Origin of the sequence: Snodgrassella sp. ESL0323 (assembly GCF_013346865.1) — a bacterium.
Classification (GTDB): domain Bacteria; phylum Pseudomonadota; class Gammaproteobacteria; order Burkholderiales; family Neisseriaceae; genus Snodgrassella; species Snodgrassella alvi.
Genome location: NZ_JAAEDT010000028.1, coordinates 104,958 through 119,533 on the forward strand (window position 1 = coordinate 104,958; position 14,576 = coordinate 119,533).

The following is a 14,576-nucleotide window of genomic DNA, read 5'->3' on the forward strand; positions in this document are numbered from 1 at the left end:
TTGCTGCACTAATACTGTATATTAATGGCGAAAGTGGCGTACTCCGGTTACGACCATTGCTATACCATGCTCATTGGCTGCATTAATCACCTCTTCATCCCGTACAGAACCGCCAGGCTGAATAATGGCTTTAATACCCTGCGCAGCAATTACATCTACGCCATCTCTGAAAGGAAAAAATGCATCTGAGGCAGCACAGGCACCTGCCAGCTCAAAACCTGCATCCTGTGCCTTACGGGCAGCGATTCTGGTTGAATCGACTCTGCTCATCTGACCGGCCCCGATACCGTAGGTTTGACCGTCTTTGCCAAAAACAATTGCATTCGATTTTACGTATTTCGCCACTTTCCATACAAACAGTAAATCATGCATTTCCTGTTCAGTCGGTGATCGTAATGTGACTACCTGCAATTGTGCTTTTTCGATCTGATGATTATCCGGTGTCTGTACCAGCAGACCACCGCCAACACGCTTTAATTCAAACTGATTGGCTCCGGCTGACAAGGGAATTTCAAGCACACGTACATTTTTTTTAGCAGCAATAATGGCTTTTGCCTCTGCACTGAATCCGGGTGCCATTAATACCTCAAGAAACTGACCGGTAACTGCTTCTACTGTTGCTGCATCTACCTCACGGTTAAACGCGATAATACCGCCAAATGCACTGGTTGTATCGGTAGCAAATGCCAGACGGTAAGCGGTTAACGTATCCGCTGCAACTGCTACTCCGCAAGGGTTAGCATGCTTAACGATAACACAGGCTGGCTGAGTAAAAGATTTAACAGCCTCCCACGCTGCATCGGCATCAGCAATATTGTTATACGATAATTCTTTGCCTTGCAATTGCTGATAATTAGCCAGACTACCGGCAGCCGGTTTCACATCACGATAAAATGCTGCCTGCTGATGAGGATTTTCTCCATAGCGTAAATCCTGCACTTTCAACCAGTTCTGGTTATATTGCTGAGGAAAAATGTGTAATTGCGGCTTTCCGGACAGATTCTTATCGTCAATACAAGTCAGGTAATTAGTGATCATGCCGTCATATTGAGCTGTATGGGCAAAAGCTTTTCGTGCCAGATTAAAACGCGTTTGCATAGATAAACTGCCAAGCTGCTGTATTTCGGCAATAACGGCTTCATAATCATGATAATCTGTAACAATGGCTACATCCCGCCAGTTTTTGGCCGCAGAACGCACCATTGTCGGACCACCAATATCAATGTTTTCAATAGCATCTTCCAGTGTGCAGTCAGGTTTAGCTACTGTTGCCGCAAATGGATACAAATTTACACAAACCAGATCAATGGTTCCAATATCATGCTCTGCCATTTGTGCTACATGCTCAGGACAGTCACGCCGTCCCAGAATACCGCCATGAATTTTCGGATGTAATGTTTTAACCCGTCCGTCCAGCATTTCCGGAAAACCGGTATAGTCTGCCACTTCGGTGACAGCAATACCGGCATCAGCCAGTAAACTGGCTGTGCCGCCGGTTGACAGCAATTCAACTCCTAATTGTGCCAGCTGATGCGCAAATTCAATTACACCAGTTTTGTCTGATACACTCAGCAGTGCCCGTTTGATTACAGCCATAATTTCTCCCTTAATATGCGAATATTACTGATTTAATCCAGCAGATGATGCTGGATTAATTTTTTACGTAAAGTATTGCGGTTCAAACCAAGAATTTGTGCTGCACGTGTCTGATTGTTATCACATACGTCCATTACACAACGTAATAGCGGTAGTTCCATCTGCTGTAATACCATATCATATACTGCACAAGGTGTTTCACCATCAAGATCAGCAAAATATTGACGTACATTTGCCTCTATACATTGAGCGATACTAACTTTAGGCATTTCACTCATTTACATTTTCCTTATATAACTCAGGGCAAACTGCTTATTGCTCACGGTAATCACATGGCCACTCTGTTAATTGTGCTACTTGCCTGTCCAGAAAATCATTAACCAGCTGCAACTGTATTTGCGCATCATCTCTCGTATTCACCTGTCTGCGAAAAATTTCACCTTCCGGTAAACCAGACACATACCAGCCAATATGTTTACGGGCAATGCGCACCCCCGTAAATATCCCGTAAAAATCATGTATAGCAGAAACATGATTAACTATAATCTGTGCATGCTCCGCTACGGTCAGTGCCTGCGGTAAACAACCATGCTTATAGTAATGTACCAAATCACGGAACAACCATGGCTGTCCCTGTGCAGCGCGCCCGATCATCACACCATCGGCTCCGGTTTGTTGTTTTATATCAATCGCTTTTTGCGGGCTGGTAATATCACCGTTAACCCATAATGGCAGGTTTATCTTCTGTCGTACTTGTGTAATCAGATCATAACTTGCCGTTCCCCGGTACATTTGCGTTCGTGTTCGGCCGTGGATAGCAAGAGCAGCAATTCCTGCCTGTTCAGCTATTTGCGCAATGGTTAAAATATTACGATGATCGTCATCCCATCCCAGACGGGTTTTCAGCGTTACCGGAACATCAACTGCGCCGACAACGGTTTGCAAAATAGCCTTAACCAGCGATTCATTTTGTAATAGAGCACTGCCAGCCAATACATTACATACTTTTTTTGCCGGGCAGCCCATATTAATATCAATTACTTCAGCACCACGAGCTACATTATAACAGGCAGCCTCGGCCAGCTGCTGCGGATCACTACCCGCAATCTGTACTACTCTGACCCCGCTTTCACCGTCGTAGTCTGCCCGCTGCAAAGTCTTACGAGTTTTCTGTAAATATGGATCACTTGTAATCATTTCACTTACAGCCCAGCCTGCACCAAATTCACGGCATAACTGACGGAAAGGTTTATCAGTTATACCTGCCATCGGAGCTAAGGCAAACGGAGTAGCAAGCTGATAACAACCAATTTGCATAATTGCTAAATCAAACGGAGAAAGAAGAATAAATATCTAAATATTGTACATTTTTTAGGCACTCACTCCAAATATAAATAATATTATTAATCTAGTACATTGATTAATTTAAAAAAATTATTTCTTAAATATAAAATAGTTTTAGCCAGATAATACTATAGCTCAGTTTGTATTCCGCGACTTGCTTTCAGATGTTCGAAATAGATATTTGCTGCATCGGTTAAATACCGATTAATCAATTATGTGTAAAATACTAACCAACAGGCCAGAATATAATAAATTTTATGCTATCTATTTATATTTATCTCTGCTGTAATAAAGCGACTATGTCAAAATGTCAGCACTTGGATAAGAAGATATAAAACAGCCTGTCGACTTGTTGGTCAAATAACCACAAGCAGATTACAGGTGATATTTAAAGTGATTTTAAAGCTTGCTGGCAATATTTATTTTATTTTGTGTGAAGTTAAATGATCTTAGGTACAGTTAACTGGCAGGAAGATATTGAAAGCTACAAATACAGTCCATCATACTAAAAGAGCAGCTTAATAAAGTTTTATTAAGATAAAAAACTCTATTAAGCTGCCGGATACTATTCAGATAACAATTATTCTATCCATTGAAGAATTTGTTGCTGAATTTTTTCTGCACTTAATCCCATTTGCGCTAACAATCGTGCTGTATCACCATGTTCAGTAACAATATCAGGAATTCCGAGTGTCAAAACAGGTTTAGTCAGATTATGCTGTACCAGCGCTTCAAGCACAGCACTTCCTGCACCGCCAATTTTACTGTTTTCTTCAAGCGTAACTATATAATCATGTTCTGCTGCCAGCTGTACTAATAACTCTGTATCCAGTGGTTTGACAAAACGCATATCTGCTACTGTAGCATCAATAGCATTAGCTACAGTCAGTGCCGGTTGTACCATACTACCAAACGCTACCAAAGCAATTTTACTTCCTTTGCGGCGTACTACTCCCTTACCAATTGCTACTGTGGACAAATCTGATCCCGCTTCGATACCGGTACCCGTACCACGCGGATAACGCACAGCTGCCGGCTGATTAAGCTGATAGCAGCTTGATAATAGTAAACGGCATTCGCGTTCATCACTAGGAACAGCAATTACCAGATTGGGTACACAGCGCAAATAGCTTAAATCATAGACACCCGCATGTGTCGGACCATCTGCACCGACAATTCCGCCGCGATCAATAGCAAACAAAACCGGCAAATTCTGTAATGCCACATCATGAATCAGCTGATCGTAAGCACGTTGCAGAAAAGTTGAATAAATTGCTACAACCGGCTTCATCTGCTCACAGGCAAGTCCGGCAGCAAAAGTAACCGCATGCTGTTCTGCAATACCTACATCAAAATAACGTTCAGGATAAAGCTTCTCAAACTCTACCAGACCACTGCCTTCACGCATTGCCGGAGTAATGGCCAGTAATTTATTGTCTGCTGCGGCCTGATCGATTATCCACTGACTAAAAATCTGTGTATAAGTGGGTTTAGCAGCCCCGGCAGATGAATACAAACCCTGCTGAGGATCAAATGCACTGACAGCATGGAATGCAACTGGATCATTTTCTGCCAGTTTATAGCCATGCCCTTTTTTAGTAATAATATGCAACAATTGCGGCCCTTTACGGCTGCGCATTTCCTGCAATACATCTACCAGCTGAATCACATCATGCCCGTCAACCGGACCGGAATAGGTAAATCCAAAATTATCAAATAATGATAAAGTTTCAGAGCTGGTGCTTTCTTCAATCAGCCCCTTAATTTTATTTTCTACCCGCTGAGCCACATCCAGAGCACCCGGAACCAGACTCAGCACTTTTTCTGATTTGTGCTTGATAGATTTCACTAAGTCTTTTACATCATGCAAAGGATTTTTCGCTAAATATTTGGGTAAAGCTCCCACATTAGGTGAAATAGACATTTCGTTATCGTTGAGAATAACCAGCAAATCTATGTCCATATCTCCGGCATTATTCAACGCTTCAAATGCCTGCCCAGCCGTCATTGCCCCGTCACCAATAATAGCCACACTACGATTGGTTTTATGCTGTAATTTATCAGCAACAGCCATACCCAGAGCAGCACCAATCGAAGTAGAGGAATGACCGACGCCAAACACGTCGTATTTAGACTCGCTTCGTTTAGGAAAACCGGCCAGACCTCCGCATTGACGCATTGTACTCATGCGTTGCTTACGTCCGGTCAGAATTTTATGCGGATAACTCTGATGCCCTACATCCCAAATCAGATGGTCATATGGCGTCTGATATACATAATGCAAAGCAACAGTTAACTCAACTGCCCCGAGATTACTGGCAAAGTGTCCACCTGTTTTACTTACTGATTCCAGTAAATAGGCACGTAATTCATCGGCCAGCTCAGGTAACTGTGTTTTTTGTAAACGACGAACATCCTGCGGTAAATCAATGGTATCAAGCAGTGGTGTAGGATTCATGATCAGACTTTGCTTATTATTAATTTATTAATCCGGGTGACAGATCAAATACCTGTCAAATAAATGCAGAGTAATTATATACCAGCATACCCCCTGCACGGGGGTATTTCATTATATGACGAAAAATTATTTTTATCCGGATTCATCCAAATAATTTCAGTCAATCAAAACAATTCAATCTTAAATTACCAATCCACACTATTGAATTACTCACGATGATATGGATGATTATTCAGAATCGACTGTGCACGATAAAGCTGCTCTGTCAGCAATACCCGCACCATACCATGAGGTAAAGTAAGACTGGAGAGCCGCAATAACAAATTCGCTCGCTGTTTTAAACCATCAGTCATACCATCGGCACCACCAATAACAAAACACAGATTATCACCCTGATGCTGCCATTTTTTTAACCAGTCAGCGAGTTCCATCGAAGTTGGTGCTTTTCCGCGCTCATCCAGAACTATCAGGTAACTATGCGCAGGAATGGCTGCAACAATACGCGCCTCTTCTGCAGCCATTGCCTGCGCTGTACTAGTTCCGGGACCACGTTTTTCCGGCTTGATTTCTTTAAGCTGAAACTGAATTTCACGACCAAATCTTTTACTGTAATCGGTCACAGCATAATCTACCCATTGCGGCATTTTCGTTCCTACCGCCAGCACAGTAATATTCATTCAATTTCAGTAAAATTAGTATCCGGCACAAATCAATCTGCAGCCTGCCATGGCTTAGCTGCCCCAGCATGAAAGGAAGGTTTTTCACCACCCCACAAAGCTTCAATATCATAATAATCGCGTACTGCCGGCTGCATAACATGAACAACCAGATCACCGGCATCAACTAATGCCCATTCACCGCTATCAAGACCTTCAGTGCTGATAATTTCATAACCAGCCTCCTTCAAATCGACAGCCACATTATTGGCCAGAGCCTTTACCTGACGTGTACTGTCACCACTGGCAATAATCATGCGTGAAAACAGCGAAGTTTGTGCTGAAGTATCCAGCACAATAATATCTTTTCCTTTAATATCTTCAAGTGCATTAACGCTAACGGCTACCATATTTTCCCATTGAGCGATAAGATTTTCATCCATATAGTAAAATACCCTATTATGTTAAAAGCATTTCCAGCTTAGAAATACTCTATAAATATAAATTATGCCTGATAAAGACCTTCATGGTCGATATATTCAGCCACAGTCTCCGGAACATCATCATGATGACCTGATGACCATTTTGCACGAATATCAGTTGAGCTGACTGGTAAAAATGACGTTTGTAATAAAACAGCACGTCCGCCATCACTACCATCCGGTACAGTCATATTTTTAGCCAGTGCATCTGGCAACCATTGCTGCAATGATTCCGGCAAATCGGTTAATCCCTGTTGACCGCGCTGAGCAATTGCCAGATTCACACTTTGTAGCAGAGCCTGATAGCGATGCCAGTGAGGTAATTGCAACAATGAATCCATTCCCAGCAACCACCATAACTGAGTCTGCGGAAATACCTGATGAAACAGAGATACCGTATCAATAGTATATGTAGGCCCATTACGTAGTACATCGCAATCAGATACACTAAAACGTTTGTCTGTACTAATTGCCTTTTCCACCATAGCAAGACGTTGTAGTGCCGGCGTACAGGCAACCGTCGGTTTATGATACGGATCACCAGCCGGAATAAAAATAACATTATCCAGCATTAACTCATCCGCAAAACCCTGTGCAATATGAATATGTCCATTATGCGGAGGATCAAAAGTGCCGCCGAACAAACCGATACGTTTCATACTTTATTTCCGTTAACCACAATATTCAGCTTACCGGTAATCGGATGAATAACTAGACCATGTACCCTAATCTCACTGGGCATCAGAGGATGCTTACGTATCATATTCACCGAATGCATAATAGCATCTTCTACACAATCAAAATCAGTTAACCATTTATGGAAATCTACGCCGGCATTTTCCAGAATTTCAAGGCGCTCATCGCTGATCCCCCGGGCGCGCATCCGGTCAAGCATATCAGGCACATGTAATTCCTGCATGCCGCAATCATAATGCCCGATCACCATAATTTCAGTTACATTCATTTCAAATACAGCCACTAGTAATGAACGCATCACGGAACCCCAGGGATGGGTGACTAAAGCACCGGCGTTACGAATTACCTTAGCATCTCCATTCTTCAATCCCAGAGCACGGGGTAATAAATCCAGAATCCGTGCGTCCATACAGGAAACAATCGCCAGATTTTTTTCCGGATATTTATCTGTAAAAAATTGCTCATACTCTTCTGCATCAACAAATCTTTGATTAAAGTCCATAATTTCATCGATTAAAGACATAATTTCTCCCTCTGCATTTATTTAATCGTTACATGAATCTTATTACATTGATACATCAGCCTGAAGAACAAAAACCATAAAATATTCAGGCAGCCCAACGGCTGCCTGTTAACAAACCGAACTGTCTATGCACCTAACCAGAGCAATTTAAAAGCCCATAGTACAGCAATAATCCACACCATATAAGAAACTTCTTTAACTCTGCCACAGAACAGTTTAATTAGTGCATAACTAATAAAACCCATTGCAATACCATCTGCAATTGAATAAGCGAAAGGCATAAAAATCAGTGTAAAAAATGCAGGTGCAGCTTCCGATACATCTTTCCAGTCAATTTCCGTCATACTGCGCATCATCAGTACACCCACATATAACAAAGCAGGCGCAGTTGCATATGCCGGTACACTGGCAGCAAGCTTGGAAAACCACAAACTGGCCAGCATCAGAAGACCAACCACCACTGCTGTCAGACCTGTACGGCCGCCTGCAGCTGCTCCGGCTGCCGACTCTACATAAGCAGTAGTAGAAGAAGTACCCAGCCCGGCACCGACTACAATTGCCGTTGAATCGGCCAGCAACGCTTTTTTTACCCGTGGTAATTTGCCATCCACCAACAAACCGGCGCGTCCGGCAACACCAATCAGCACACCGGTACTGTCAAATAAATCCACAAAGAAAAACACAAAAATAACGCTAACCAGACTCATACTAAATAAATCATGAAAATCCAGCTGTAAAAAGGTCGGAGCCAGAGAGGGAACCGGCGCAAATATTCCCTTAAACTCATTAAGACCTGCTACTGAAGCAATAGCCGTAATTACCAAAATACCGATAATAATTCCGCCACGTATGCGGAAATGCTCCAAAGTAACAATAAAACAAAAGCCCACGATCGTCAGCAGCACCTGAGGAGAATGAATATCACCCAGACTGACCAGAGTGGTCGGATTAGATACCACTACTTCGGCACTTTTGAGCGCTACCAGAGCCAGAAATAAACCAATACCGCCGCCAATAGAATACTTGAGAGAATTTGGTAGTGAATTAACAATCGCTTCGCGCACCTTAAACAGGCTTAAGATAATAAAAACAATACCGGAAACAAAAACTGCACCCAGTGCCACCTGCCATGAGATACCCATTCCTTTTACAACAGTATAAGTAAAATAAGCATTCAGTCCCATACCGGGTGCGAGTGCGATCGGATAATTGGCTACCAATCCCATCATCATGCAGGCAAAAGCTGAAGAAATACAGGTAGCGACAAATACCGCATTAGAATCCATTCCGGCATCCTTAAGAATGGAAGGATTAACTACCAGAATATAGCTCATTGCCAGAAAAGTAGTCAGACCGGCTAACACTTCAGTGCGCACACTGCTGCCACTTTCTTTAATTTTAAAAAAACGATCCAGAAAAGAAGTACCCGCTGGGCTCATGCCAATTCCTTTTAATACCGAACAAAGGCCAGACAAAACCGGTTATCATTAATAAATGTTTACTGATAACCAGACGAAAAACAAATAAATATAGCATTACATTCCGACAACAAGCACAGCCTTTATACTGTATTAATGTACATGTTCCGGTATCCAGATAAATGGATTAATGCGGCGTTTCCCCTTATTAGAAAGATTAATCATTTAATCGGCTAAAACCATTTTCCCGCGTAAAGAAAAAGTATGTGCCTCAGTGATTTCCAGCTCTACCATCTGATTAATCAGACGAGGATGGCCCGTAAAATTAACTACCCGGTTATTTGCTGTACGCGCCTGTAACTGATCAGGATCTTTTTTAGATACACCTTCTACAAGACAGCGCTGTACACTACCAAGCATAGATTGATTAATACGCGCTGTCTCAGCTTCAATCACTGTATTTAATGCTTCCAGACGACGTACTTTTTCAGCATGGGGAGTATCATCCGGTAAATTTGCTGCCGGTGTTCCCGGACGCGGACTATAGATAAATACAAAGCTTAAATCAAAAGCCAGGTCTTGTACTAACTTCAGAGTTTGCTCAAACTCACGCTCAGTTTCTCCCGGAAAGCCAACAATAAAGTCTGAACTTAAACATAAATCCGGCCGGATAGCCCGCAACTTACGGATAATATGTTTATACTCTAAAGCTGTATAGCCACGTTTCATTGCCATTAAAACACGGTCGGAACCAGACTGTACCGGAAGATGCAAATGTGATACCAGCTTAGGTAAATCACGATAACACTCAATGATTGCATCAGAAAATTCTCGCGGGTGGCTGGTCGTAAAGCGCATGCGTTCAATACCGGGTATCTCATGCACTATGCGCAGTAACGTTGCGAAATCACAGATTTCACCATCACCCATATCGCCGCGATAGGCGTTTACGTTTTGTCCCAGCAGATTAATTTCTTTGACACCCTGTTGTGCCAGACCGGCAATTTCAGTAAGCACATCGTCAAGTGGACGTGAAAATTCCTCTCCGCGCGTGTAGGGTACAACACAAAAACTGCAATATTTGGAACAGCCTTCCATAATAGATACGAACGCTGCTCCACCTTCAACACGTGCAGGCGGTAAATGATCAAATTTTTCTATTTCCGGAAAAGAAATATCTACCTGTGACAGACCACTGGTTTCTTTATCGAGAATCATTTGTGGTAAACGATGCAAAGTCTGAGGACCGAAAACCACATCCACATAAGGTGCGCGCTGAATAATCGCCTCACCTTCTTGTGAAGCCACACAACCACCGACACCGATAATTAAATCCGGATTTTTAACTTTCAAAGGTCGGATACGACCCAAATCTGAAAATACTTTTTCCTGAGCCTTTTCCCGAACCGAGCAGGTATTAAAAAGAATAATATCTGCATCTTCAGCCCTGTCAGTTCGTTCTAAAGGTTGCCCTTCTGCCAGAACAGACAGCATTTTTTCACTGTCGTATTCATTCATCTGACAACCAAAGGTTCGTATAAATACTTTTTTCATAACACCTACAATAATTATTCAACCTGCGGATTATTAGGTCTTACTAATGCGTCCTGCTCTTCATCAGTCAGTACCCAGATTTCCTGAATCTGATTTGCTCTGTCTACGCGTACAGCTATCGTTTCATCTACAAACCGAAATAAATTGTTATAAGTAACAAAACGGTTATTTTTGTCATGAATACGTACATTTCTGCTTAACAGTAATGTTTTATTACCTTTAACCAAACCCAGGCTCAAAGTACGTAACCATGCCTTTGTTGCTGTGCCTACCACGACCTGTCGACCTTCCGTTTTTTTTAATACAACTATATGAATGTCATTAGGTAAAACACGGCCTGCCCATACTAATGAAGAAGACATAAAAATCAGGCTCAACAATAATAAACGTAAATATTTCATGATTTCTCCTTGAATAACAATAGTCAGCTAAGAGTCAATAATTATACGCAGAAGAGAGATAAACAGCAGCTTTTTAAAAAAAGGATTCTGAAAAGCTAAAACAATAAATACAAACTTATTAAATCAAAAAATACATTTAAATAGAATTACAGTAATAAACTTACACTAAACAAATAGTTTAAATTCGGTTCAGAAAATTAGTTTTTTATTTATGTATTGATTAATTCCTAAAAATAACTACATTTTCCGGCATCATAACAAAAAAATAAACTTACTCAATAATGAATAAAATAGTGAATCGTACCTACTAAAATTTATAGATATATACAGAATTAATACATCATAACTACTAAATAAATACGCATTTTCAACCTATTCACAAAACCATAAAGCAAAAAATCAAAATGAAACAAGCCAGCCTAATGGCTGGCTTGTTCGTGAAGCCTGATTACTCAGCTACAGCTTCAGATTCAGGTGCTTTCTCAACCAACTCAACCAGAGCCAGCGGAGCATTATCGCCTTTACGGAAGCCATACTTCAATATGCGCAGATAGCCACCATTCCGATTAGCAAAGCGCGGGCCTAACTCATTGAATAATTTAACAACAACATCACGATCACGTGTACGGTTAAAAGCTAAACGATGATTAGCCAATGAAGGCTTTTTACCTAGAGTAATCAATGGTTCAGCTACACGACGCAACTCTTTTGCTTTCGGCAAAGTAGTTACAATTGTTTCGTGAGTTAACAAAGAATTAGCCATATTACGCAACATAGCAGCGCGATGACTACTGGTGCGATTTAATTTGCGGTTACCATTACGATGACGCATGTCATTATCCTTTAATCATCAAACTTGTGGCTTTTCCAGACTGGCCGGCGGCCAGGCTTCCAGTTTTGAACCCAACGTCAATCCTTTGGAAGCCAGGACTTCCTTGATTTCGTTCAGAGATTTTCTACCCAGATTCGGGGTTTTCAACAATTCAGTCTCTGTGCGTTGAATCAAATCGCCAATATAGTAAATATCTTCAGCTTTCAAGCAGTTTGCTGAACGAACGGTCAACTCCAGATCATCAACTGGACGAAGCAGAATCGGATCAATCGGTGGTTCTTTCTCTTCTACTACGGTAACTGGGGTACCCTGTAAATCTGCAAAAATTGACATTTGATCAATTAAAATACAGGCCGCATTGCGAACTGCTTCTTCAGGGTCAATAGCACCGTTAGTTTCTATATCCAAAACCAGACGATCTAAATCAGTACGCTGCTCAACACGAGCAGGTTCTACTTCAAAGCTGACACGACTGATAGGCGAAAAGCTTGCATCTAGTTGAATAGCGCCGATACGTTTGTGGTCGTCTTTATTACGACGGCCTGACACAGACTCATAGCCTCTGCCTTGTTCAACCTTAATTTCCATATTAATACTACCACCTTCAGACAGGTGACAGATAACATGGTCAGGGTTAACAATTTCGACATCATGAGGTAACTCAATATCAGCTGCGGTAACAACACCGGCACCTGATTTTTTCAGACTTAAAGTTACTTCTGTGCGGCCATGCACTTTAAATACTACACCTTTCAGGTTCAGCAGAATATCAACAACATCCTCCTGAACGCTATCAAGTGTAGAATATTCATGCAATACGCCTTCAATCGTTACTTCTGTCGACGCATAACCATTCATTGATGACAGTAAGATACGACGCAAAGCATTACCCAAGGTATGGCCGAAACCACGTTCAAAAGGCTCCATAGACACTTTGGCACGGGTAGCAGACAAGGTGTCAACGTCAATTTGACGTGGCTTCAAGAATTCGGATGTGTTTTGCATTTAACTGTCCTCACTTAACCAGCTTTATTTAGAGTAAAACTCTACCACCAGCTGTTCATTAATATCGCCGCTCAATTCAGTGCGATCTGGCATGTTTTTGAAAACACCTTCCAGCTTGCTTTCTTCAACAGAAACCCAGCTTGGTAAACCGATCTGGCTGGCAAGGCTGAATGCTTCCTGAATTCGCACCTGTTTTTTGGCTTTTTCGCGAACAGCAACCACATCACCAGCTTTTACCTGAAAAGAAGGGATGTTTACGACCTGACCGTTCACGGTAATGGCTTTGTGAGATACCAACTGACGGGCTTCGGCACGAGTAGAGCCAAAACCCATACGGTATACCACGTTATCTAAACGAGATTCCAATAACTGAAGCAGTAATTCACCAGTCGAACCTTTACGACGGGCTGCTTCAGCAAAATAACGGCGGAACTGACGTTCTAACACACCGTAAATACGGCGGATTTTCTGTTTTTCACGTAATTGCAGACCATAGCCGGACAAACGCGGTTTTTTTGCGCCATGCTGGCCGGGAGCAGAGTCAAGTTTACATTTTGAATCCAGAGAGCGACGTGCACTCTTCAGAAACAGATCTGTGCCCTCACGACGGGCTAATTTACATTTCGGGCCGGTATAACGTGCCATACTCAAATACTCCTGTTAGATACGACGTTTTTTAGGTGGCCGACAACCATTGTGTGGCAATGGAGTAACGTCTGTAATACTGGTAATCTTGAAACCAAGAGCGTTGAGCGCACGCACAGAAGATTCGCGACCAGGACCCGGCCCTTTAATGCGAACTTCCAGATTTTTTACGCCATACTCTTGGGCAACTTTACCAGCTGCTTCTGCCGCAACCTGAGCGGCAAATGGTGTGCTCTTACGTGAACCTTTAAAACCAGCACCGCCAGAGGTAGCCCAAGATAATGCATTGCCCTGACGGTCAGTGATAGTAATGATGGTATTATTGAAAGATGCATGTACATGCACAATACCTTCACTTACGGATTTACGTACTTTCTTGCGCACACGAGCTGTGTTTGCTTTAGCCATTATTATTCCTTATCAATTATTTCTTGCCTGCGATCGCTTTACGCGGACCTTTACGCGTACGCGCATTGGTACGGGTACGCTGACCACGGCACGGTAAACCACGACGATGACGCAGACCACGATAACAGCCCATGTCCATCAGACGTTTGATGTTCATGGTTACTTCACGGCGCAGATCACCTTCCACATGGTATTTGGCAATCTGTTCACGCAAAGCATCAAGCTGAGTCTCGTCTAAATCTTTTACTTTAGTGCTCGGCACAACGCCGGCAGCTTCGCAAATCAGTTTAGCGCGAGACGAACCAATACCATAAATAGCCTGAAGGCCAATTACGATATGGGCATTGTTAGGGATATTTACCCCTGCAATACGAGCCATATTTTTTCCTTAGGGCAAAAGTCTGTCACTATAACACAAAGACTTATGGTTATCCAATTAGCCTTGACGTTGTTTATGACGAGGGTCAGTACAAATCACACGCACAACACGATTGCGACGAATGATTTTACAATTACGGCAAATTTTCTTTACCGATGGCTGAACGCGCATATTATTTC

At 42.3% G+C, this 14,576-nt stretch carries 17 protein-coding genes; all 17 read right to left on the reverse strand.

Annotated elements, in window-relative coordinates:
- Window positions 1-21 precede the first annotated feature (21 nt).
- The 17 genes from purH to rpmJ all read right to left on the reverse strand — a co-directional run bounded on the left by purH (window position 22) and on the right by rpmJ (window position 14,568).
- Window positions 22-1,596, reverse strand: a complete 1,575-nt coding sequence (gene purH / locus GY065_RS11835) for a bifunctional phosphoribosylaminoimidazolecarboxamide formyltransferase/IMP cyclohydrolase (protein WP_174834257.1) — start codon at window positions 1,594-1,596, stop codon at window positions 22-24.
- Between the two features lie 32 nt (window positions 1,597-1,628).
- Window positions 1,629-1,865 carry a Fis family transcriptional regulator gene (locus GY065_RS11840; protein ID WP_037394816.1) on the reverse strand — a complete coding sequence of 79 codons (237 nt, stop codon included), beginning with the start codon at window positions 1,863-1,865 and terminating at the stop codon, window positions 1,629-1,631.
- 43 nt (window positions 1,866-1,908) lie between these two features.
- Window positions 1,909-2,913 (reverse strand): tRNA dihydrouridine synthase DusB, encoded by a 1,005-nt coding sequence (gene dusB / locus GY065_RS11845; RefSeq protein WP_174834258.1) that lies wholly within the window; start codon window positions 2,911-2,913, stop codon window positions 1,909-1,911.
- Window positions 2,914-3,520: 607 nt separating this feature from the next.
- On the reverse strand, window positions 3,521-5,398 hold the full coding sequence (gene dxs, locus GY065_RS11850) for a 1-deoxy-D-xylulose-5-phosphate synthase (RefSeq protein WP_174834259.1): 1,878 nt from the start codon (window positions 5,396-5,398) through the stop codon (window positions 3,521-3,523).
- Window positions 5,399-5,604: 206 nt separating this feature from the next.
- The gene (gene rlmH / locus GY065_RS11855; protein WP_174832401.1) at window positions 5,605-6,075 is read right to left on the reverse strand and encodes a 23S rRNA (pseudouridine(1915)-N(3))-methyltransferase RlmH; all 471 of its coding nucleotides are present in this window, start codon (window positions 6,073-6,075) and stop codon (window positions 5,605-5,607) included.
- Window positions 6,076-6,107: 32 nt separating this feature from the next.
- Window positions 6,108-6,497, reverse strand: a complete 390-nt coding sequence (gene rsfS, locus GY065_RS11860; RefSeq protein ID WP_025331679.1) for a ribosome silencing factor — start codon at window positions 6,495-6,497, stop codon at window positions 6,108-6,110.
- A 62-nt stretch (window positions 6,498-6,559) separates the two neighbouring features.
- Window positions 6,560-7,195 (reverse strand): nicotinate (nicotinamide) nucleotide adenylyltransferase, encoded by a 636-nt coding sequence (nadD, locus tag GY065_RS11865; RefSeq protein ID WP_037394640.1) that lies wholly within the window; start codon window positions 7,193-7,195, stop codon window positions 6,560-6,562.
- Window positions 7,192-7,755 (reverse strand): carbonic anhydrase, encoded by a 564-nt coding sequence (locus GY065_RS11870; RefSeq protein ID WP_025331681.1) that lies wholly within the window; start codon window positions 7,753-7,755, stop codon window positions 7,192-7,194. Before GY065_RS11870 ends, nadD begins: the two co-directional genes overlap by 4 nt.
- Before the next feature lie 125 nt (window positions 7,756-7,880).
- Window positions 7,881-9,194: an NCS2 family permease gene (locus GY065_RS11875; protein WP_174834260.1), complete on the reverse strand. Its 1,314-nt coding sequence runs from the start codon at window positions 9,192-9,194 to the stop codon at window positions 7,881-7,883.
- Between the two features lie 204 nt (window positions 9,195-9,398).
- The gene (gene miaB, locus GY065_RS11880) at window positions 9,399-10,727 is read right to left on the reverse strand and encodes a tRNA (N6-isopentenyl adenosine(37)-C2)-methylthiotransferase MiaB (protein ID WP_037394635.1); all 1,329 of its coding nucleotides are present in this window, start codon (window positions 10,725-10,727) and stop codon (window positions 9,399-9,401) included.
- Between the two features lie 14 nt (window positions 10,728-10,741).
- Window positions 10,742-11,128, reverse strand: a complete 387-nt coding sequence (locus tag GY065_RS11885) for a hypothetical protein (RefSeq protein ID WP_174834261.1) — start codon at window positions 11,126-11,128, stop codon at window positions 10,742-10,744.
- A gap of 448 nt (window positions 11,129-11,576) precedes the next feature.
- Window positions 11,577-11,960, reverse strand: coding sequence for a 50S ribosomal protein L17 (rplQ, locus tag GY065_RS11890; protein WP_025331685.1), 384 nt, complete (start codon window positions 11,958-11,960; stop codon window positions 11,577-11,579).
- An 18-nt stretch (window positions 11,961-11,978) separates the two neighbouring features.
- Entirely contained in the window at window positions 11,979-12,965 is a 987-nt protein-coding gene (gene rpoA, locus GY065_RS11895; RefSeq protein ID WP_025331686.1) for a DNA-directed RNA polymerase subunit alpha, read from the reverse strand.
- A 24-nt stretch (window positions 12,966-12,989) separates the two neighbouring features.
- Window positions 12,990-13,610, reverse strand: coding sequence for a 30S ribosomal protein S4 (gene rpsD, locus GY065_RS11900; RefSeq protein ID WP_037475045.1), 621 nt, complete (start codon window positions 13,608-13,610; stop codon window positions 12,990-12,992).
- Between the two features lie 15 nt (window positions 13,611-13,625).
- The gene (gene rpsK / locus GY065_RS11905) at window positions 13,626-14,018 is read right to left on the reverse strand and encodes a 30S ribosomal protein S11 (protein WP_025331688.1); all 393 of its coding nucleotides are present in this window, start codon (window positions 14,016-14,018) and stop codon (window positions 13,626-13,628) included.
- 16 nt (window positions 14,019-14,034) lie between these two features.
- Window positions 14,035-14,397: a 30S ribosomal protein S13 gene (gene rpsM / locus GY065_RS11910; RefSeq protein WP_037475048.1), complete on the reverse strand. Its 363-nt coding sequence runs from the start codon at window positions 14,395-14,397 to the stop codon at window positions 14,035-14,037.
- Window positions 14,398-14,454: 57 nt separating this feature from the next.
- Window positions 14,455-14,568 carry a 50S ribosomal protein L36 gene (gene rpmJ / locus GY065_RS11915; protein ID WP_003697674.1) on the reverse strand — a complete coding sequence of 38 codons (114 nt, stop codon included), beginning with the start codon at window positions 14,566-14,568 and terminating at the stop codon, window positions 14,455-14,457.
- Between the last annotated feature and the right edge of the window lie 8 nt (window positions 14,569-14,576).